The organism is Sorangium sp. So ce426 (genome assembly GCF_051475585.1).
Classification (GTDB): domain Bacteria; phylum Myxococcota_A; class Polyangia; order Polyangiales; family Polyangiaceae; genus Sorangium; species Sorangium cellulosum_B.
In genome coordinates this window covers 924,068-944,410 of the sequence record NZ_CP150341.1, presented here as the reverse complement: position 1 = coordinate 944,410, position 20,343 = coordinate 924,068, and the positions used below count along the sequence as shown (strand labels likewise).

At 74.7% G+C, this 20,343-nt stretch carries 11 protein-coding genes; 5 read left to right on the top strand and 6 right to left on the bottom strand.

Annotation, left to right across the window (positions count from 1 at the left end; genetic code table 11):
• Window positions 1–38: 38 nt before the first annotated feature.
• From WMF44_RS03525 to cysS, 3 genes are all read right to left on the bottom strand, one after another.
• Complete coding sequence (locus tag WMF44_RS03525; protein ID WP_437297701.1) at window positions 39–1,133, bottom strand: AgmX/PglI C-terminal domain-containing protein; 1,095 nt, start codon at window positions 1,131–1,133, stop codon at window positions 39–41.
• Between the two features lie 235 nt (window positions 1,134–1,368).
• Window positions 1,369–2,325 carry a DnaJ C-terminal domain-containing protein gene (locus tag WMF44_RS03520; protein WP_437297700.1) on the bottom strand — a complete coding sequence of 319 codons (957 nt, stop codon included), beginning with the start codon at window positions 2,323–2,325 and terminating at the stop codon, window positions 1,369–1,371.
• 158 nt (window positions 2,326–2,483) lie between these two features.
• On the bottom strand, window positions 2,484–4,061 hold the full coding sequence (cysS, locus tag WMF44_RS03515; RefSeq protein ID WP_437297699.1) for a cysteine--tRNA ligase: 1,578 nt from the start codon (window positions 4,059–4,061) through the stop codon (window positions 2,484–2,486).
• A gap of 63 nt (window positions 4,062–4,124) precedes the next feature.
• Here cysS and WMF44_RS03510 point away from each other — a divergent pair, with 63 nt between their 5' ends.
• From WMF44_RS03510 to WMF44_RS03490, 5 genes are all read left to right on the top strand, one after another.
• Window positions 4,125–4,901: a rhomboid family intramembrane serine protease gene (locus WMF44_RS03510; RefSeq protein WP_437297698.1), complete on the top strand. Its 777-nt coding sequence runs from the start codon at window positions 4,125–4,127 to the stop codon at window positions 4,899–4,901.
• Window positions 4,902–5,054: 153 nt separating this feature from the next.
• A complete protein-coding gene (locus WMF44_RS03505; RefSeq protein WP_437297697.1) occupies window positions 5,055–5,615 on the top strand; it encodes a hypothetical protein in 561 nt (186 codons plus the stop codon).
• Complete coding sequence (locus WMF44_RS03500; protein WP_437297696.1) at window positions 5,612–6,565, top strand: MlaE family ABC transporter permease; 954 nt, start codon at window positions 5,612–5,614, stop codon at window positions 6,563–6,565. Before WMF44_RS03505 ends, WMF44_RS03500 begins: the two co-directional genes overlap by 4 nt.
• Window positions 6,566–6,591: 26 nt before the next feature.
• Window positions 6,592–7,083 (top strand): hypothetical protein, encoded by a 492-nt coding sequence (locus WMF44_RS03495; RefSeq protein WP_437297695.1) that lies wholly within the window; start codon window positions 6,592–6,594, stop codon window positions 7,081–7,083.
• 95 nt (window positions 7,084–7,178) lie between these two features.
• Window positions 7,179–8,837, top strand: a complete 1,659-nt coding sequence (locus WMF44_RS03490) for a phytoene desaturase family protein (RefSeq protein ID WP_437297694.1) — start codon at window positions 7,179–7,181, stop codon at window positions 8,835–8,837.
• Between the two features lie 34 nt (window positions 8,838–8,871).
• Here the strand turns inward: WMF44_RS03490 and WMF44_RS03485 are convergent, their stop codons facing one another.
• Genes WMF44_RS03485 through WMF44_RS03475 form a run of 3 tightly spaced genes read right to left on the bottom strand, consistent with a single transcriptional unit; the run spans window position 8,872 to window position 20,122 of the window.
• On the bottom strand, window positions 8,872–9,288 hold the full coding sequence (locus WMF44_RS03485) for a YkgJ family cysteine cluster protein (RefSeq protein ID WP_437297693.1): 417 nt from the start codon (window positions 9,286–9,288) through the stop codon (window positions 8,872–8,874).
• A 23-nt stretch (window positions 9,289–9,311) separates the two neighbouring features.
• A complete protein-coding gene (locus WMF44_RS03480; protein ID WP_437297692.1) occupies window positions 9,312–15,353 on the bottom strand; it encodes a hypothetical protein in 6,042 nt (2,013 codons plus the stop codon).
• Window positions 15,350–20,122, bottom strand: a complete 4,773-nt coding sequence (locus WMF44_RS03475) for a hypothetical protein (protein ID WP_437297691.1) — start codon at window positions 20,120–20,122, stop codon at window positions 15,350–15,352. Before WMF44_RS03475 ends, WMF44_RS03480 begins: the two co-directional genes overlap by 4 nt.
• Between the last annotated feature and the right edge of the window lie 221 nt (window positions 20,123–20,343).

The following is a 20,343-nucleotide window of genomic DNA, read 5'->3' as shown; positions in this document are numbered from 1 at the left end:
GAGGCGGCGCAGAAATCCGGCCAACCCTGGCCGCGCGACTAGGGTGCTGACGGCTGCGGGTCGGGCGAAAACCGGAGCGGCACGACGAAGCGCAGATCGCCGCCCTCCGGCGCCGGGAACGTGAGCGCTCGCGCGCGCCGGAGCACGCAGCGGGTGAGGCGTTCGTCCGGGAAGCGCGACTCGGCCTCGAAGGCCTCGTCGACGGCGCCGCTGTCGGTCACGTGGAAGCGGATCGCGAGGCGGCCCCAGAGCGCCGGCGCGCCCGCGAGGGCCTCTTCGTAGCAGCTCCGCCACACGGGCAAGGCCTCGGCCAGGGCCGCGGAGATCGCTTCCGGCTGGAGCTCGCCCGGGCCAGGAGCGAGGACGGACGGCGGAGGCTCGACCGGCTCGTCGCCCGGATAGACCTGCAGCGTGGCCACGACCGTCGAGCCGGCCTTGGCCCCGGGGAGCGGGAGCGACCGGGCGCGCGCGGTGAGGCACGAGACGACGTCCGGCGCGGAGAGCGTGGACGAGGTGGCGCGCGCCCCGGTGACCTTGCCGGCGCGGCTCACCGTGAGCCGCACCGTGGTCTTGCCGTGCAGCGTCGGGTCCCGGTACGCGCGCAGGCGGTAGCACGAGTAGACGTGGATCCAGAGGCGCCGCCGGGCGATGCGCTGCACCTCGCTCGCCTTGAGCGGACCCTTCACGTGGTCGATGTCCACGATGATCCTCGGCAACGGGTGCCCCTCGGCCGGAGGCGGCGGCGCGGGAGGATCCCCCCTGCCCCCGACGTTCCAGCGATCCCGCTCCGCCGCCTCGGCCTGGCCGCGAGGCACGAGGTGGCGGCCGAGCTTGTAGGGCGGATCGATCGCGATCGAGGGCCCCTGCGAGGCGCCGCGCGCGTCGCCTTCGGCGGCCGCCGCGGACGGGTCCCCGAGGGAGGCGCCCGGCGCCGCAGGCGAGACCACCGGAGGCGCGGCCGGGGCGCGCGGCTCGGCGGAGGAGGCGACGAGCGCCGGCGCGTCCACCCGCCGGGGCGGACCTGCGGCCGGGGCGAAGAGGCCGGCGGCGCGCGGAGCCGGGAGCGGCGGCGCCGGCGAGGCGCACGCGGCGAGCGCGAAAGCCGCCGCGAGGAAGGGCCGGGGATGGATCATGAAAAGCTTCTTCATCGCACGTCTGTCCGAGCGCCGCGCTCCCGGTGGGTGGGGGAGCTCCCCCATTCACCGGATTGAAGAGGCCGCCAGAAGACGCCAAGAGACGCCATAAGACGCCAAATTTTTTTACTTCTCTTGGCGTCTTTTGGCGTCTCTTGGCGTCTTTTGGCGTCTCAAAGCCCCCACCATCCACCCTGGACGACGCCCGGCCGCGCGCCGCGCCCGGAGGCCGCGCTCAGAACCGGAGATCGCCGCGCGGCGCCTCCACCTTGCCGTCGAGCGCGTCGATCGCCTTCGCGACCTCGGGGTCGTCGACGGTGGGGACGTGCACCACGAACTTCACGTAGAGATCCCCGGGCTCCTTCGCCTTGCGGGCGATGCCCTTGCCGCGCAGCCGCATCACCTGGCCGGTCTGGGTGCGCGCCGGGATCTTGAGCGTCACCTCGCCGTCGGGCGTGGGGATGCGGATCTTCTCGCCCCGGTAGGCCTCGCTCAGGGTGACGGGGACGTCGAGGTGGAGGTCGTCGCCCTCGCGCTTGAAGAACGGGTGCGGCGTGACGTGGATGTTGAGCAGCAGATCGCCGGGCTCGCCGCCGCCCATGCCCGGCGCGCCCTGGCCGCGGATGCGCAGGCGGCTGCCCTCGGCGGCCCCGGGCGGGACGCGCACCGTGACCGGCTCGGGATCACCCTCGCGCTGGAGCTGGAGCGTCGTGCCGCGCACCGCCGACACGAAATCGATGGTGAGGTTCTGCTCGATGTCGCCGCCGCGGCCGCGCGCCGGCTGCGGGCGGCGGCCCGCGCCGGCGCGGCCACGGCCAAAGAGGTCGCCGAGGATGTCGCTGAGGTCGCCGCCGGCGGGGGCGTTGCCGAAGATCTCCTGGACGTCGAAGCCGCCGGGGCCGCGGCCCCCGCCGCCGGCCCGCGCGTTCGCGTAGCGGCGGTAGGCGCGGGCGCGCTCGGGATCGAAGTTCTGCGAGAGGCTCTCCTCGCCGAACTCGTCGTAGAGCGCGCGCTTCGTCTTGTCGCTCAGCACCTCGTGAGCCTGGTTGATCTCCTTGAACCTCTGCTCGTTGGCCTTCCCCGGGCTCTTGTCCGGGTGGTACTTCATCGCGAGCTTGCGGAACGCCTTCTTGATGCTGTCCTCGTCCGCGTCGCGCGAGACGCCGAGCACGGAGTAGAGATCACGAGCCATGGTCGTCCGTCATCGTTCTGGTCCGCGGGAGGTGCGAGGCGCGCGGACCGCTGCGGGCCTTCATCGGGCCGAAACCTAGATCTGCCGTTGGTCCTCGTCCACTGGGGGCCGCCGCCTGCGCGAGCGCCAGCCGTGGAACGCGCAGGGCGCGGCGCGCCTCAGGCGCTCACCCGGAAGGTCGTACCGGTGGGAGAGTCGGCAACCTCGATGCCGTCGCGCTCGAGCTCCTTCCGGAGGGCGTCGCCCCGCGCGAAGTCCTTCGCGGCGCGCGCCGCGGCGCGCTCGGCGAGCTTCGCCTCGATCGCCTGCCGGGTCGTGCCGAGGAGCCCGAGGCGCTGCTCCTGCGTGCGGGCCTGGTAGACCGGAGAGGGCGTCTGCAGCAGGCCGAGGACGTCGAGCGAGGACCGCAGGGCCGCGTGGAGGCGGCGCGCGAGCGGCGGGGCGGCGCGGGCGACGTCCTGGTCCTTCCCCCGCCGCTGCGCGGCGTCGGCGAGCTCGTTGGCGGCCTTGGCGACCTCGGCGATGATCGAGAGCACGACGGGGGTGTTGAGGTCGTCGTCGAGCGCGGCGGCGGCGCGGCCCGGCGCGCCGTCCGCGAGCGCGGCGAGCGCCGCGAACCCCTTCGGGAGCCGCGCCGGCAGCTCCGGCGCGGCGCCCTCGCCGGCGGGCGGGCCGGCGAGCGCGGAGAGCGCGGACAGTCGATCGAGCGTCGCATACAGGTAGTCGACCCGGCGCTCGGCCTCGACCACGCCGGGGAACACGATCCGGCCGTCGTCGCGCTTGTGGGTGTCGAACTCGAGCGGGCCCCGGTAGTGGACCGTGAGCAGGAAGTAGCGGAGCGCCTCCGGGTCGTTGCGCGCGTAGACGTCGCGGAGCTTGACGAAGTTGCCGAGCGACTTCGCCATCTTCTCCTTGTCGACGTTGACGAAGCCGTTGTGGATCCAGATCGAGGCGAGCGGCGCGTCGTCCGGATGGGCGGCCTCGCTCTGGGCGATCTCGTTCTCGTGATGGGGAAAGACGAGATCCATGCCGCCGCAGTGCACGTCGAAGCCGGCCCCGAGGTAGCGGCCCGCCATGGCGGAGCACTCGATGTGCCACCCGGGGCGCCCCTTGCCCCACGGGCTGTCCCAGCCCCACCCGCCGGGGGCGACCCCCTTCCAGAGCGCGAAGTCGAGCGGATCGCGCTTGTCCTCGCACGGACCGACGCGCGCGCCGACCCGCAGCTCGTCGAGGTTGCGCTTCGAGAGCTTGCCGTAGGAGGGGAAGCTGCGGACCGAGTAATACACGTCGCGGACGTCGCGAACGTCGCCGGGCCGCTCGACGACATAGGCGGCGCCTCGCTCGATCAGCCGCTCGACGAGGGCGATGACCTCCGGGATGTGCTCCGAGACCTTCGGCTCGACGTCGGGCGCCAGACAGCCGAGGGCGGCGACGTCGTCCTGGTACAGGCGAGCCATCCGCGCCGACAGGTCCATGGGGGGCTCGCCGGACTCGGCCGACCGCTGCAGGATCTTGTCGTCGACGTCCGTGACGTTTCGAACGTAGACGACGCGGAGGCCGCGCGCCCTCAGGTGGCGGACGAGGATATCCGGGGCGAGCGCGGCGCGGCCGTGCCCCACGTGCGCGACGTCGTAGGTCGTCGGGCCGCAGCAGTACATGCGGACCTCGCCAGGCCGCCGTGGGGCGAGCGGGGCGAGCTTCTGGGTCAGCGTGTCGTGGAGGCGCAGGGCGGACATCGGCCGGGGGTCTATCAAGGCAGGCGGATGCTGTCACGGGCCCGCGTGCTTAAGGTGACCGCGATGCTGCCCGTCCGTGACCAACTGCCCACCCGCAAGCTGCCGGTCGTCAACTACCTGCTGATCGCGCTCAACGTCCTCGGTTTCTTCTGGATGCGATCGACGATCGCGGCCGGGTTGCCGCCCGACCGGCTGCTCTCGGCGTGGGGCCTCGTGCCCGAGCAGCTCCTGGAAGCGCCGAGCGACGCGTGGTGGACGGTCTTCAGCAGCATGTTCCTGCACGATCCGACGGGGTGGGCCCACCTCGGCGGGAACATGCTGTTCCTCTGGATCTTCGGCGACAACGTCGAGGACGCGCTGGGCAGCGCCCGCTACGCGGCCTTCTATGTGCTGTCCGGGATCGCCGCCGCGGCCGCGCAGGTCATCATCGATCCCGGCTCGACGATCCCGATGGTGGGCGCCTCGGGCGCGATCTCGGGCGTGCTGGCCGCGTACGCGTCGCTCTACCCGCGATCGCCGATCACGGTGCTGAACCCGATCTTCCTCCTGTGGTTCATCTTCGGGCTGTTCCTGGAGCTCCCGGCGTGGCTGGTCATCCTCGAGTACTTCGTCGTGAACCTGCTGAACGGGCTCGGCTCCATCGGCGTGCGCGGCGGCGGCGTGGCGTTCTTCGCGCACCTCGGGGGGTTCGTCGCCGGGCTCTTCCTCGTCCGCATCTTCATGGCAGGGCGCGCCCGGCGCGAGCACGAGCGCTGGCAGCACTTTCGCCCGTCCCCCCGGCGCCCCGATGCCCGCCGGCCCCCGCCGTGGGACGCGCCGCGGCGGCGAGGCTCCTGGTGACGGCGAGCTGCGACCAGGAGCGCCCCGAGGTGCGGCGGCCCGTACGCGGCGCGCGGCGAAAAGGCCGGTGAGATCCGAAGGATCTCGCCGGAACGGCCAGGCTGCTCGCGGTTCGCCCAGGATGCAAAAGCGTGATAGCGTCGGCCCGCAGCGATGCGACGACCCCTTCGAAGGCGCCTCACCGCCGCGGGTTCTGCGGGCGAGGCAGCGGACCCCCGAGCCTGGCTGCTCGCCGTCGCGATCGCGCTCGCCGCCTGCGGAGGGCCGTCGTTCGACGGGACGGTCTACCGCAGCGCGGACGTGGCGTTCCGCGTGCCCCCGGCGCCGGCGACCTGGGAGCGGCTCGATGTGTCGGACGCGGCGGTGGCGTACCGCGACGACACGAACGGGGCGACCATCGCCCTCAACGGGCGCTGCCGGAACGAGGAGGACATCCCGCTCGTCTCGCTGACCAACCACCTCTTCCTGCACTTCACCGAGCGCGAGGTGCTGAAGCAGGAGGTCGTGCCGTTCGACGGCCGCGAGGCGATGCACACCGTCATGTCGGCGAAGCTCGACGGGGTGCCGAAGGTCTTCGACATCTGGGTGCTCAAGAAGAACGGCTGCGTGTACGACATGCTCCTCATCGCCGATCCCGCCCGCTACGCCGGAAGCGAGCCGGCGTTCACGCGGATGGTCCGCGGCTTCTCGACCCTGCGCACCGATGACCGATGACGACTGATCGCAAACGGCCCGCGGCGGCGCCGCCGCCCGCCTCGAACGGCCCGCCGGCCGCCTCCTCCGGCGGGGGCTCCACCAGCGTGCCCCCGCAGAGCACGCAGCCGACGAGCGTGCCCCCGCAGAGCCTGGCGCCGAACAGCCTGCCCCCTCCGCCGCTCCCCCCGCTCCTCGCCCGGATCAACGAGAACGCGGTCGGGTTCGTCGAGCACCTCGGGCAGTTCGGGCGGATGACCTGGGGGGCGCTCAGGTCGATGTTCGAGCGGCCGCTCGAGATCCGCTCGACCCTCTACCAGATGGAGGCGCTCGGCGTCCGCTCGGCCGCCATCGCGTCGGTGACGGCGCTCTTCGTCGGGATGGTCATGGCGGTGCAGTTCGCCATCGGCCTGCAGAAGTTCGGCGGCATGGAGTACACCGGCCGCATCATCGGCCTGTCGTTCTCGCGCGAGCTGGCGCCGACGCTGACGGCGGTGATCGTCGGCGGCCGCATCGGCGCCGGCATCGCGGCCGAGGTGGGGTCGATGGCCGTCACCGAGCAGATCGACGCGATCCGCGCCCTCGGCGCCAGCCCGCTGAAGAAGCTCGTCCTGCCGCGGCTGCTCGCGAGCGTCGTGGTGATGCCCGTGCTCGGCGCGTTCGCGCTCGTGCTGGGCTTCGGCGGGGCGATGCTCGTCTGCGCGACCGAGTTCGGCATCCCCGCCGGCTTCTTCCTGCGAACGGCGCTCGGCTCGGTCACGTTCAACGATTACTTCAGCGGGATGTACAAGACGCCCTTCTTCGGGGCGATCATCGCGCTCGTCGGGTGCCACTTCGGGCTGATCACGCGGGGCGGAACGGAGGGCGTCGGCCACGCGACAACGCGCACGGTGGTGGTGACGTCGATCGCCATTCTGATCGCCGACTTCTTCCTGACCAAGATGTCCATCCTGCTCTTCCCGACCCGGTGAGCAGGGGCGGTCCGGGAGGCGCCCAGATGCCGCCGCCGACGTCGCAGCGAACGCTGGCCGGGCTCCTGCCGGTGCTGCTGTCCGGGGTGCTGGGCGGGGTGCCGTTCGGGGTGCCATTCGTGGTGCCGTTCGTGGTGACTGCGTGCCAGGGGGACGCCGGGAGGGAGGGCGGGGTCGCGGAGGCGAGCGACGGCGGCGCCGCGCTCCCGGAGGGCACGCCGGCGCCACGGCGGCCGACGCGGCACTACCACCTCCGCCGGACCGACGACGGGTGCGAGATCTTCTGGATCGACGGGGATCTCGTCTCCGCGTCCCAGGCGGTCGTGTGCCCGGCCGACCTCGAGGTGGGCGAGCGCCTCCGCCTGACCGGCAAGACATGCCTCCGCGAGTCGGCGCAGACCCCCGCGCGCGCCGTGCCCGTCGTCTGCCCGCTGCCGCTCATGAACATGGAGAAGGCGGACAGGGCGCCGCCCGACGCCGGGGCGCCGCCCGACGCCGGCAAGCGAGGCGGCGGGTAAGCGACGGGGAAGCGACGAGCAAGAGGCGGGGCCATCGAGGGCACGAGCGCGCAGCCGACCACGTCCCTGGAGCATCGTAGTCCGGGGGTAGCGTCATGCAGCACGCGGATACCGTCGTGATCGGATCGGGCGCCGGCGGGCTCACTGCGGCGCTCGCGCTGGCGCGCGCGGGACAGAAGGTGCTCGTCGTCGAGCAGCACTACCTGCCCGGCGGGTGGACGCACAGCTTCTCGTTGAACGGGTACCTTTTCAGCCCGGGAGTCCATTACATCGGCGGGCTCGGCCCGGGGGGCGCCGTGCGGCGGCTCTACGAGGGGCTCGGGCTCTCGGGAGATCTCGAGTTCTGCGAGCTCAACCCGGACGGGCTCGATCACCTGATCATCGGCGACGAGCGGCTCGACGTGCCCAAGGGCCTCGATCGGCTCATCGCCCGGCTCACGGCGCGGTTCCCGCACGAGGCCGCGGGGATAGCGCGGTACTTCCGTGTGCTGCGCGGGGTCAACGACGATCTCGGGCGGCTCGAGGCGATGCTCGAGTTCCCGAGGGTGCTTCTCGCGCCGTTCAAAATGCCGAGCCTCGTGCGCTGGGGCCTCCGCACCCAGGAGGATCTGCTGGACGCGACGATCCGCGATCCCCTGCTGCGCGCGTTCCTGTCGGCGCAGGGGGGCGATCATGGGCTGTCGCCGTCGCGCGTGGCGCTGCCGGTCCACGCGGGCATCGTCTGCCATTACATGGATGGCGGGTACTACCCGCGCGGGGGCGCGAAGCGTATCCCGCTCGCGATGATCAGGGCCCTTCGCCGGCTCGGCGGGCAGGTGCGGACGCGCGCGCGGGTGAAGCGCATCCTCGTCGAGCGAGGGAGAGCGGCCGGCGTCGAGCTGGAAGGGGGAGAGATCCTGCGCGCGGCGAGCGTCGTCTCGAACGCGGACCCGGCGATCACCTATGGAGAGCTGCTGCCGCCCGAGCTGACCGCCCGCGAGCGCCGCAAGATCCAGCGGATGGAGTACTCGGTCAGCCTGCTCAGCGTGTTCTGCGCGGTGGACATGGACCTCCGGTCGATGGGTTACGACTCAGGCAACTACTGGTGGTACCGCGGGCGAGACGTGGGGCGCCTCTATGAGCGCATGGAGCGCCAGCTGCCGTGCGGGGCGGTGGACGGGCTGTTCTTGACCATCACGACGCTGAAGGACCCGGGCCACCCGACCCGGGGCGACCACCACACGATCGAGATGTTCACGTTCGTGCCCCACGGCCCCTTCACGCGCTGGGAGAAGACCCGCACGGGCGAGCGAGGGGCGGAGTACGACGCGTTCAAGGAGTCGATCGGAGATCAGATGATCGCGGCGGCGGAGAACGTCATCCCCGGGATCTCGCGCGCGCTCGTGTTCCGCTCGGTGGCGACGCCGCTGACCAACGACTTCTACTGCGCCACGTACCGCGGCGCCGCCTACGGCACCGCCAAGACGAGGTGGCAGCTCGGCCCGCTGTCGTTCTCCATCGGGACGAGGATCCCGGGGCTGTACCAGTGCGGGGCCAGCACGCTGAGCCACGGGGTGGCAGGCGCCGCGATGTCAGGCCTCATGGCCGCGCAGCGGATCACGGGCGCGGCGCGCGCGGAGGATCTGCTCGGGCCGGCCGACGGCTCGCTGCGGACCTACCCCGCCGATCGACCGGAGGAGTGGCTGCACGAGCGGAGGAAGGCGAGCGCGGCGGCGCAGGCGGACACGGGCGACGAGGTGCCCGAGTGGACGTGAGGGGACGTGAGCCGCGCTGCCGCCCTATCGAGCGCTAACCGGCCGGCGTCCTGGACCGGAACGTGATCTGCACGAGCGGCATCACGTCGGGATCGTCCTGCGTCTCCCGCTCGAACTGGAGCACGTCGTAATAGCCGCACCGCGGCCTGCCCGGGTAATCGCGGCAGACCTCGGGCCGGGCCTCGTAGATGGTGCAGCCGCGGGTCGTGAGATCGAGGAAGCGGCAGACCCTGCCGAGCACCGGATCCGACTGGCGCCGGAGGATGCGCTCGTCGTTGTAGCGCTTCGTGAAGCGCTCCTCGGCTGCCTCGAGCGTGAGGCCGAAATGGCGGGCGAGCCGCCGCATGTCGCGCGGCGTGACCTCGACCCGCTCGTAGATGGAGCAGCAGTAGGCCGGGCACTTCGAGCAATCGTAAGAGACGCGGGGCTTGGCCTTGAGGGTCGTCGTCATGGATCGTGGGGGGGGACGTGCCTTCACTCGTTGAAGCCGAGCTGCTCCCGCGCCTCGGTCAGGCCGTCGCTCACGGCGAAGACGATGAGGTCGCGCGCCTCCGCGTTGCGCCCGATCCACGTGACGCGGTCCTTGCCCGCGGCGGGAGGCGCGTTCGTGTTGCCGCCGGACCAGGCGATGCCCGTGAGGACGACGTTGATGTCGCCCACGGCGAGGAACGCGGCCCGGTTCCCCCAGCCGTTGATCGCGGTGTTCAACGTCGAGGCGCGGTTGCCGATGGAGCCGATGACGTCGGCGGCGAGCACGCTGATCTTCGGATCCACGCCGCCCGCCATCACCCGCTCGATGCGGCCGTGGTACTCGCGCAGGCGCCCGGCGTCCGCGCCCTGCGGCGACCACGTCGGGACGAACGCCTTCAGGTAAGCCGCGAGCAGCGGCCAGAGATCGATCGGCGCCGTCCGCGAGAAGGCCGAGGCGTTGGTCTGGAGGATCTTGACGGCGCGGTGGATGAGGGCGACCCGGACGTCCTCGCGCGGCGAGGTGACGAGCGCCTGGCCGAGGACGATCTTGGGCGGGCTCGTGGACGCCGGCACGCAGACGGCGCCGAGCGCGCCCGTCATGTAGACCTGCAGGCCGGGCAGGCCGTACGCCGCGCCGATGCCGCGCGCCAGATCGGTGATCTCGGCGTGCTGGGGCGGCAGCGGCGTCGCGCGGATCGAGTCGAGATCGAACGGCACCGCGGCGTCGAGCAGCGGGCCCGTCTTGAGCAGGAGCTCCCGGAACGCCGGGGTCATGAGCTCCGGCGCGAGGTGGGCGTCGAGGCGGGCCGCGCCGGCGGCGTTGCCCGCGCCGCCCATCGCGGCGTCGCGGCCGTCGAGCGCGTCGACCGTCGCGCGCGCGATCCTCGCGGCGCCGGCGCGGCCGCGGAGCTCCGCGACCGTCGCGACCGTCGAGAAGAGGTAGGGCTCGAAGCGGCCGGTGTTGAGCGCGCGGCGCGCGTCGGCGAGGGCGCGATCGAGCAGGGTGGTCGCCGCGGCGGTCTGCTCGGTGCGCTGGTAGTAGCGGGCCAGCGCGCCGAGGGCGAAGTCGTCCTTCGGCCACGTCTTGCGGGCCGTGAGCAGCGTGGCCTCGGCCTTCTTCGCGTCCCCCATCGCCTCGTAGATCTCGGCGAGCTCCGCGGTGCGGCGGCACTTCTGCTCGGGCGCCTCCGCGGCGCTGATGAGGAGGTTCTGCTGCTCGAGCGCGCGGGCGCCGTCGCCGGCGCGCTTGTAGAGCGAGACGAGGCGCTCGCGCGCGCTCACGTCGCCCGGCGAGCGCTTCAGGATCTCCTGGTACGCGAGCTCGGCGCGCTCCGCGTTCGGGAGGTGCTCGTCGTAGAGCTCGCCGAGGCGGAGGTAGATCTCGACCTGCTTCGCGGGCTCGGGCACGAGGCGCGCGAGGCGGATCCACGCCTGCTCGGCGCCGGCCCAGTCGCCCTCGCCGGCGCAGACGTCGGCGAACGCGGACAGGGCCTCGACGTGATCGGGGTTCGCGTCGAGCGCGGCGGCGAGCGCGCGCTTCGCGGCCGCCGCGTCGCCGACGTCGGCGAGCGCCCGGCCGCGCAGGACCTCCATCTCGACCCGCTCCGCGGGATCCGTCACCGCCTCGAGGCGGCGCTCGAGGAGCGCGGCGAGCTCGGCGCGCGCCCCCTCGGCGATGTAGATGGCCCTGAGCCGCGAGAAGACGTCGGCGTACGAAGGATCGACCGTGGCGACCGCCTCGAGGACGTCGCGCGCCCGCGCGACGTTCTGGACCTTGTCCTGCCAGAGCACGGCCGCGGCGTAGAGCGAGTGCGCGCGCCCCTCGGGGCCGACGCTCGCGCCCGCGGCGGACTCGAGCGCCGCGGCGGCGGCCGCCGGGTCGCCGCCGCGATCGAGCGCGTCGGCGAGATCGAGGTGCGCGACGAGGTAGTGGGGGACGAGCGTGATCGCGTGGCGGAAGAAGGCGACGGCGTCCTCGATCGAGCCCGCGAGCAGGGCGTCCCTGGCGGCGCGCACCGAGAGGGCCGCGGCCTCGGACGGGCGATCGGTGCGCTCGATGAGCTGGCGATCCGCCTCGATCGCGAGGGCGTGATCCGCCTTCGCGCGGGCCTGGGCGGCCATCTGGCGCAGCGCCCAGATGCCGCGGGGCTCGTTCCTGTATGCGATCTGCACCGGCTCGAGCGCCTCCTCCCACGGGAGCACGCGCAGGCGCAGCCGCGCCGACAGGAGCGCGTGGGCGATCGCCTCCGGGCCGTCGAGGACACGGGCGATCTCCAGGGCGATCGGCTCGAGCTCCTCGTCGCGGCCCTCGCCGATGAGGTAGGAGGCGACCCGGCGGAGCGTCGGCAGGTGGTGCGGCGTCTCCTCCAGGATGGATCGGCGCCAGAGCAAAGCGCTGCCGGCGTCCTTGCGCCCGTGCTCGTCGAGCTCCGCGAGGCGCTCGTAGATGTCGAGGCGCTCCGCCGCGTCCGCGGCCTCGCGGGCGCGCGGGATCAGGGCGTCGACGAGCTCTCCTGCGCCGTGGCCCGCGACGGCCGCGCGGTAGAGGGCGATCGGCGCGAGCGCGTTGTCCCCGGCGGCGATCGCCTGGCGGGCGCACGCGGCGGCCTGCGCGAGATCGCCGGCGCGCTCGTGGTCGAGGGCGGCCTCGAGCGCGAGGCGAGCGGCCTCGATGCCCGCGGCGGCGCGGTCGTCACCCGAGAGGCCGGCGTCGCCGTCGCCGCCTGCGTCGAGGGCGCGCAGGAGCTCGGCGGCGCGCTCGGCGCGCCAGGAGGCGCGGTCGGCGGGCGGCTCCGGCGCGAGCCGCTCGAAGAGCTCGCGCAGGCCGATGTCCTGGGGGCGCGAGCGGTGCGCCGTCTCGAGGAGCGACGCCGCGGCCGCGGGGTCGGCCTCGGCGACGAGGAGCGCCTCGCGGACGAGATCGTGGGCCCGCTCGAGAGGGTCGGCCGCGCCCTCGCGGCGGGCCCTGAGCCACTCGAGGAGGCCGTCGCGGTCCACCCGGGCGCGCGCGCTCCGCTCGCCGAGGTGGAGCGCGACGGGGAGCTTCGGATCGATCTGGGCGGCGCGCGAGAGCAGGCGCTCGCCCTCCTCGTTGTCGCCGCCGTCGAGCAGGCGGATCGCGGCCTCGGTGACGAGCACCGCGGCCCGCGGCCCCTCGTCGAGCGTGAGCGCGTGCTCCGCGAGGATGCGGGCCGCGCCGACGCCGCTCTCCTGCGCGGCGCGGGCGCGGGCGGCGCCCTCGTGCTGCGGGTCCGCGGCGCGGGCGCGATCGAGATCGCTCATCGCCGCGCGCTGATCGCCCGCGATCTCCGCGAGGACGGCGGCGGCGAGCGCGCTGTCGCGCTCGGACGCGACCTCGCGCAGCGACGCCACGGCCCGGGCGACGCGGGCGCCGCGATCGCCGTCGAGATCGAGCTCGAGCGCGAGCGCCTGGAAGAGCGGGCTCTCCGGCGCGGTGTCGCCGTACGTGACCACCGCGCGGGAGAAGGCGTCGCTCGCGTCGACGCCGCCCTCGGCGGGGACGGCCTCGCGCGAGAGCGCGCGGCCGAGGGCCGCGGCAGCGCGGGCCCTCGGGCCGCCGAGGGGGCGCACGCCCCTCGACGCGGGCGCGCCATCCACGGAGGCCACGGAGGCCACCGCGGCGTCGCCGCCGGCGTCGCTCAGGGCGGCGCTCGCCGCAGCGCAGAGCGGCGCGAACTCGGGATCGTCGGCGAGGGCGTCGAGCCACGGGTCGATCTCGCCCGCGGCGCCGCCGGCGAGCGCCGAGAGGACGATGCGATCGGCCGGCGAGAAGGCGCCGCCGTCGTCGCCGTCGTCGAGCGTCGCGTCGCGCACGGCGGCGGCGTCGCCGAGCTCGATCGCCTGCGCCGCGAGGGCGCGGCGCGCCTGGCCGCCGTGTGAGCCGGCGGCGACGCTGCGGAGCGCGCCGAGCGACGCCGGGCGGGTCTCCTTGCGCGCGGCGCTCAGCGCGGCGGTGAGCCACGCGACGGCGGGCGCGAGCGAGGTGCCGCGCAGGGGATCGAGGGTCGCGAGGCCCTCGGCGAGGTCGCCGGCGCCGAGCAGGGCGCGGGCGCGGAGCAGCGCCTCGTACGGCGTGGCGGGGGGTGCGGCGGCGCGGCCGCGCGCCGGCCTCGGGGCGCCCCGGTGCGCTGCGACCTGAGCGCTCGCCGCGGCGAGCGGCGCGAGCTCGGGCGCCTCGGGGAGGCGGAACTTCGCGAGCACGGCGGAGGCCGCCGCGTCCGAGTCCGGCGCGGCGAGCGCCTCGCAGAAGCGCTGAACGTGCGCGCGCGGGTCGGCCGGGTGCGTCCGCGCCGCGAGCTCGAAGCGCTTGTGGGCGCCCTCGGGATCCGCGAGCGGGATGCGGCAGAGCTCCGCGCCGAGCACGAGGTTGTGGCAGCGCGCGGCCGGCGTGCCAAGGACGCGGGTCTCGCTCTCCAGCGCCTCGAGCGCGGCGGGCAGATCTGCCTCGCGCATCAGGAGGCCGCGGAGCTGGCGGTGCGCGAAGACAAGGCTCGGGGCGAGATCGCGCGCCTCGGCGGCGATGGCGCGGGCGGTGGCGTCCTCCCCGGCCATCACGTAGAGCTCGGCGACGGGGAGCAGCGCGCGCGCCCGGGCCGCGGGGTCCTCGATGAGCTCGGCCTCGGAGCGGAGCCACGCGGCGCGCGCCGCCCACACGTCGCGCTGCTGCGACTGGACGAGGATCGCGCTCGCGTCCTGCTCGCCGTCGAACACCGACGCGGGCGGCGGGATAGACGGCAGCGGCGGGAGGCTCTCGGGCGCGCGGGAAGAAGGCGACGACGACGGGCCCGCGGGCGGCGCCGACGGGACGCGCGCCGACGAAGACGGGCGCGGCGGTGACGACGACGCGCGCGGCGAGGAAGACGGCACACGCGACGGCGACGGCACGAACGACGACGACGGCACAAACGACGACGACGGCCGGACGTGGGACGGCGCGAACGGGCGCGGCGATGACGACGACGACGACGGGCGCGGCGGTGACGACGACGCGCGCGGCGAGGAAGGCGGGCGCGGCGGCGCGAAGGCGACGCCGCTGTCGGGCCTCCGGGTCGCGACGCGCGTCTGCGCGAGATCGTCCTCGAGCTCTTCATCGGTCGGCTCGGCCGACCCGCTGATCAGGCTGGACTCGTCCACGAGCTCGCCGGGATCGCTGTCGGCGGCGGGCTGATCCCAGCGGCTGGTGGAGGCGGACGACTGGCCGGTGTACGGCCGGGTCCTGGGCCCGGGCTCGTCGAGGGCGTTGGTCTCCTCGTCGTCGATGCCGTGCGTCTCCTCGTCGTCGAACGCGTGCGCCTCCGCGAACCGGCCGCTGCTGGCGCCGCTGGGCGGCGCGAACTCGAACGGGGAGTCGCCGCCGTCGGGGATGGGCGTCGCGCGGTCGCCCGCCTCGGCGGTGTCCTCCTCGAACACAGGCTCCCGGCGCGACGACGGCGGCGGCAGCGGGGGCGGCGGGACGGCGGGCTGCGCGCGCGGCGCCGTGAACCTCGCGGACGGGGCCGGCGGCGGGATCTTCGGCGTCCGATCGCCGGGCGTGAGCTCGGCGCCGAGCGACGCCTTCACGTCGCCCGGCCTGCTGCCCGAGCGGGGCGGGGCGCCGGGGCGGGGCAGCGACGGGGGGCGCGGCGGCGGGATGGGCGCCGGGGGCCGGCGCGTCCCGTGCAACGCCGGCGCCGAGGTCACGACCCCGTCGTCGGCGTCCTCGGCGCGCTGATCCTCGAACAGCATGTCGAGCAGCGCGTCGCTCTCTCCGGCGCTCTGCGCGGGCCTCGCGGGCACGGGCACGGGCTCGCGGGAGAACAGCTGCTTCAGGCCGCCTTCGCCGGCGCGCTCGCCCTCCTCGGCGCCGCGGATCGACTGGATGAGCTCTTCGGGGATCTTCGCGAGGAGCGTGGCCTCCTCGACGTCGCCCTCCGAGACCGCCGCGCCGTACATCGCCGGCGGGGGGACCGTGATCTTCTCCTGCGACGGCGCGCCCTCGTCGCCGCCGCCGCCAGAGGAGCTCTTGGATTGCGGATTCTTGCTCACCGGACCCCCATGCCGAGCTTCTTCCGGAGCTCGAGGTAGCTCTGCGAGAGGACGAACGCGACCAGCTGGCGCGCACGATCGCTCTCGGCGACGACACCGCCGAGCTGCTCGCGCGGGGTATTGAGGATGTCCGAGAGGACCAGCGAGACGTCGCCTGCTGCGATGACGGCCATGCGGTCGATGCTCCTGCGCGCGGCCTGCGCCCAGCGGAGCGGGTCCTGCTGGCTCGACACGATGCGCTGGCAGACGTCGGCGATGGCCTTGCGGGTCGCGCGCGACATCTCCTTGTGGATGGCGCGCGAGACCTCGCCGAAGACGGCGTAGGGCGGCTGCGGGACCGTGAGGCCCGCCTCGATGCACGCGGCCGCGACGAGCGAGGCGACGGTGCTGTCGTCCCGCGTCCTGAGCGACGAGATGCCCCGGCGCAGCGCGAACGCCTCGCGCGCGATCGCCGAGCGCGAGGCGGCGTCGAGGGGCGTCGTGATCTCGGGGCCGAGCACGAGCGCCGGCAGCTGGCCGTAGACGCCGGTCGCGCCGCGAGGGCTGGGGCCGCCGACGTAGAGCTCGAAGTCCGTCTCGAAGCTGAGCGCGCCCATCCACTCGGCGACCGCCACGCGCAGCGGGTGGCCGCCGCGCGAGTCGATGCGGTCCTTCTTGCCGACGCCGAGCGACACGAGCGAGGGGCCGAGCGCCATGCAGATGGTCTCGGCCATCTTCGCGAACAGCTCGCCGACGGGCCCGGTGTCGAGCGGATCGGCGATGTCGGCCATGGCCTTGGCGTCGAGGGCGATCTGCGGCCGCGCCGGGACGCGGGCGTCGATCTTCCTGAGCTCCGCGGAGATGCCGTCGTCGATGCGGGTGAGCGAGACGAGCGCGCCGAGCGTGGCCTGCCGGAGCGCCGCGTCCTGCCCCGCGCCGGCGATCTTCGCGAGGAGCGCGACCCGGTCCGCGTCGATCGGCTCGACCGCGAGCGCCTGGATCAGCGTCGCCTTGGCGCGGCCGAGCACGCGGGTGCGGAAGGCGGGCTCGTAGTCCGTCGTGAGGACGAGATCGATCGCCTCGCCGTCGTCCGGCGCCTCTTCGAGGAGCTTCGCGACGGCCCGCTCGGCGCGGCGCGGCGCGCCGAGCTGATCCCGGTAGATGGCCATCGCGAGGCGCGCCGCCTCGATCCGCCCCGCGGGGGTGTCGCGCTCGACCATGAGCTCCTCGAGCAGGCGCGTCGCCTCGTCCCAGGAGCCGACCCGGGCGGCGACCCGGACGAGGCGCTCACGGACGACGGGCGTCGAGAGCCCGGCCCGGTGCAGGCCGATCAGCACCTCGAGCGCCCTGTCGTGCTCGCCGAGCTTCTCGTAGGCGTCGACGGCCGTGATCCCCGACATGAGGCGCTGCTCCCCCGGCGCCTTCGCGACGCGCGAGAGCTCGGCGTAGAAGGCGGCCGCCTGGCCGAGGTCGCCCTGCGCCTTCGAGATGTCGGCCGAGAGCGCCAGCGCGCCGATGTGGTCCGGCTCGAGCAGCGTCACGTTCTCGAGCGCGGCGAGCGCGTCGTCGAGCCTGCCCTTCTTGCGGAGCACGCGCGCGCGCTCCCAGAACAGCTTGCAGAGCTCGAGGTCGTTGTCCGCCACGCCGAGCCGCCGCTCGATGATGTCGAGCAGCCGATCGTCCTCGTTGCGCGCGCGGACCCGGCGGAACAGCCGATCGAAGGCGACGCCGCGCCGCGGGTCGCGCGCGAACGCGCGATCGAAGGCGATCTCCGCGTCCTCGTGGGCCTCGGTGTGCTGGAGGAGCAGGAGCCCGGCGCTCTCCCAGAACCCCGCGCCGCGCGCGTCGTCCCTGCAGAGCGCCCCGAGCTGCGCCGAGGCGAGCGCCGTCGACACGGGGTCGCGGAGCGCCTCGGACGTCGCGCGGACGCCCTCCCAGGCGGCGACGTCGTCGGGCCGCCGCTCGACGACCGCGCGGAACGCGGCGAGCGCGCGCTCGTGATCCCCGGCCGCGAAGTCCGACCAGCCCGCGAGGCCGAGCGCCGTGAGCTGCGCCTCCTCGCCGAGCGCGTCGCCGAGCCCGTGCAGCGCCGCGGCGCGGCGCCGCGGATCGCAGCCGGGGAGCGCGAGCTCGAGGTTGGCGAGCTGCGCGGGCGCCTGCTCGCCCGTGAGGAACGGCCGCGGCAGGTTCGGCTGATCGAGCGCGCCGACGATCGCGGCCGAGGCCTCCATCGCAGCGCGGGCCTCGCCCTCCATGTGCCGCGCGAGCGCGCTCCGCGCGGCGACCTCCGCCTCGCGGTCCTCGGCGCCGAGCGCGGCGCCGAGCCACTCGAGCTCGGCGTGCGGGCTCGGGTCGGCCGCGGCCCACGCCGCCGCGCGCGCCGCGGTGCGCGCGCGATCCTGGTCCAGGGTCCGCGCGAGGCGGAAGCGCTCGGCGTGCGCGATCGTCGCGGCGCCGTCGCCGCGCTCCTCGATGTAGTCGAGCGCGCGCTCGACGGCGCTGCGCTGCTCGAGGGCCGGCTGCCAGAGGAGGCGCCCGAGCGCGGCGGCCAGGGCGAGGTCGTCGCTCGCCTGCGACTCCAGCGCCTCGAGCGTCGCGAGCGCCTCGTCGGCGTCGCCGCCCTCGGCCGCGCCGACCTCGAGGCCGAACCGCGACAGCGCGAGCGCCGCCGGGTCCTCGCCCGCCTCGCCGGCGACCTCGAGGGCGCGGCGCCGGCTCTCCAGATCGCCCGCCTCGTGGCCGCGGAGGGCCCAGGTGAGCGCCGTCGCGCCGGCGCGCGGCGCCTTGCCGCGCGCCGCCTCGAGCTCCTCGACGGCGCGCCCGCGCTCGCCGGCGCGCCAGAGCAGGATCGCCGCCTCGATGTGCAGCGCCGCCGAGAGATCGGCGTCGTCGATCGCCGCGGCGCAGGCCGAGAGCGTCGCGGCCGCGGCGGTGGGGCTCCCGGCGCGCCGGTGGAGCTCGGCCAGGAACACCGCGATGACCTCGTCGTCCGCGGATCGCTCGAAGAGCGCCCGGAGCCGGCTCCGGGCGCGATCCAGATCGCCGCCGCGCGCGCTGCGCAGGGCGGCGACGAGCCACAGCCCGCGCGCGGTCTCCTCGCCCTCGACCTCGGCGAGCGCCTCGATGACCGTCGGCGAGCGCCGCGGGCCGGGGGCGCCGGGCTCGTCGCCGCGCTCGCGCCGGGTGCGGACGAGATCGACCGCGAAGGCGCCGAGCGCCCGCCCGAGCCACGCGTTCGGCGTGGCGCCGTCGTCGGCGCCGGCGTTCGCGAGCTCGGCGAAGGCGCCCTCGGCGCCGTTCGCGTCCCCCCGGAGGAGGCGGCTCCGGCCGATCTCGAACCACAGGCTCGCCTTCTCGGCCGGGTCGACGCCCGTCGAGAGCAGCCGCTTCGTCGACTCCTCGTACCAGGCCGCGTCGCCTCGGAGAGCCGCGAACGAGCGGCCGAAGCGTGCGAGCACGCCCGGGTGGACGCCGGCCATGCCGGCCTGCGACAGGGCCGCCTTCGCCGCGCCCACGTCGTCCGTCCGCACCGCCCAGACGTAGGCCGCGAGGAGCAGCGCGCGCCCCCGCGCGTCGTCGCTGGCGTACGAGGCCGCCGTCGCCTCGAGCGAGGCAGCGAACGCGGACGGGTCCTGGCCGTCTCCGAGGAGATCGATCTCCAGCGCGCGGGCCGGGATGCACTGCGGGTCGGCCGCGAGCGCGCTCCGGAGCGCCGCGAGCGCGGCCTCGCGATCGCTCGCGAGCGCCGCCGCCTCGGCGACGCGGAGCCACAGGGCCGCGGCGCCGGGCCCGCTCGCGCCGCGCGCGATCTCCTGCTTGGCCAGGCTGGCGGCGGCCTCGGCCTCGCCGGCGGACTCGAGCGCGGCGATGCGCGCCCGGCCGAGCAGCGTCGACTGGGGCAGCCGCTCCGCGGCCCGCTCGAGGAGCGACGCGAAGCCGCCCGTCCCTGCCCGCTGCGTCAGCTCGGCGGCGCGGAGCCACGCGTCGGCCGCGTGCTCCGGCTTGCGCAGGGTCCGCGGGACGCCGTTGGCGTCGCCGCTCGCCTCGTCGTCGAGCGCGTCGGCGATGAGCTCTGCCTGCCCCTCGAGGGCGCGCGCGAGCGCGCCGAGGTCCTCCTCGCGCCGGGCGATGACCTCGAGCGCGAGCTGCGACCTGAAGCGCGCCCGCCCCTCGAGCGCGGCCGCCGCGTCGAGCAGCTCGTAGGCGCGCTCCACGTTCTCGGTCGCCGCCGCGAGGTCGGCGAGCTCGATGAAGAGCAGCCCCTTCCACGTCGCGTCCGTCGCGAGCTCCGCGCGGGCCTCCAGCGCGCGCATCCGGCCGGCGATGTCCCCTTCCTTGGCCGCGATGAGCTCGAGCTCGAGCCAGGGGGTCGCGTCCTCCGGGTTGCTGAGCGCCGCCTCCTCGAGCGCCTCCTTGGCCGCCGCGAGGTTCTGCTCGTGGTCCTGGAGGTACGCCGCGCGCTCCCAGAACGAGCGCGCCCGCTCCTCGGGCGTGGCCGCGGCGCGCGTGAGCGCGTCGAGCAGCTTGCCGAGGTTCTTGATCGACTTGCGCCGCGTGAGGATGCGGACCAGCGCCTCGAGCGGCTCGCGGAACTGGGGGTCCGCGTTGAACGCGGCGAGGTAGTCGCGCGCCGCCGTGGGCTCCTCGCCGAGCGCCTCCTCGAGCGCGCCGAGCTCGTGCAGCAAGAGCGCCTGGAGCTGCCGCTCCGGTTGCTCGCCTTGCTCGGCGCGGAGCCGCGCGATCAGGGCCGTCATGCTCTCCACCTGCCCCTCGGGTGCCTGAACCGTCATCTCGCTCGCGACGCCTCCGAACGGGGTCTCATCTGTGCGCACCGCATGACGATGGCGGAGAGTAGCGAACCGAACGTGACGGAGTAAAGCGCGCCGGGCAGGGAGCGGGCTCGAACAGCGTCGCGCCGCGCGCGAGCGGAGGTCGCTCGCTCGCGAGGAGGAGGCCGGGTCGCGGGGCCGAGGAGGAGGGCGCGCGTGTCGGCCGGGGGCGCCGCGCGCTG

Bases quoted from the DNA above. Each gene is read 5' to 3' on its own strand.
- WMF44_RS03525 (WP_437297701.1), bottom strand. From the start codon at position 1,133: ATGATCCATCCCCGGCCCTTCCTCGCGGCGGCTTTCGCGCTCGCCGCG.
- WMF44_RS03520 (WP_437297700.1), bottom strand. From the start codon at position 2,325: ATGGCTCGTGATCTCTACTCCGTGCTCGGCGTCTCGCGCGACGCGGAC.
- cysS (WP_437297699.1), bottom strand. From the start codon at position 4,061: ATGTCCGCCCTGCGCCTCCACGACACGCTGACCCAGAAGCTCGCCCCG.
- WMF44_RS03510 (WP_437297698.1), top strand. From the start codon at position 4,125: ATGCTGCCCGTCCGTGACCAACTGCCCACCCGCAAGCTGCCGGTCGTC.
- WMF44_RS03505 (WP_437297697.1), top strand. From the start codon at position 5,055: ATGCGACGACCCCTTCGAAGGCGCCTCACCGCCGCGGGTTCTGCGGGC.
- WMF44_RS03500 (WP_437297696.1), top strand. From the start codon at position 5,612: ATGACGACTGATCGCAAACGGCCCGCGGCGGCGCCGCCGCCCGCCTCG.
- WMF44_RS03495 (WP_437297695.1), top strand. From the start codon at position 6,592: ATGCCGCCGCCGACGTCGCAGCGAACGCTGGCCGGGCTCCTGCCGGTG.
- WMF44_RS03490 (WP_437297694.1), top strand. From the start codon at position 7,179: ATGCAGCACGCGGATACCGTCGTGATCGGATCGGGCGCCGGCGGGCTC.
- WMF44_RS03485 (WP_437297693.1), bottom strand. From the start codon at position 9,288: ATGACGACGACCCTCAAGGCCAAGCCCCGCGTCTCTTACGATTGCTCG.
- WMF44_RS03475 (WP_437297691.1), bottom strand. From the start codon at position 20,122: ATGACGGTTCAGGCACCCGAGGGGCAGGTGGAGAGCATGACGGCCCTG.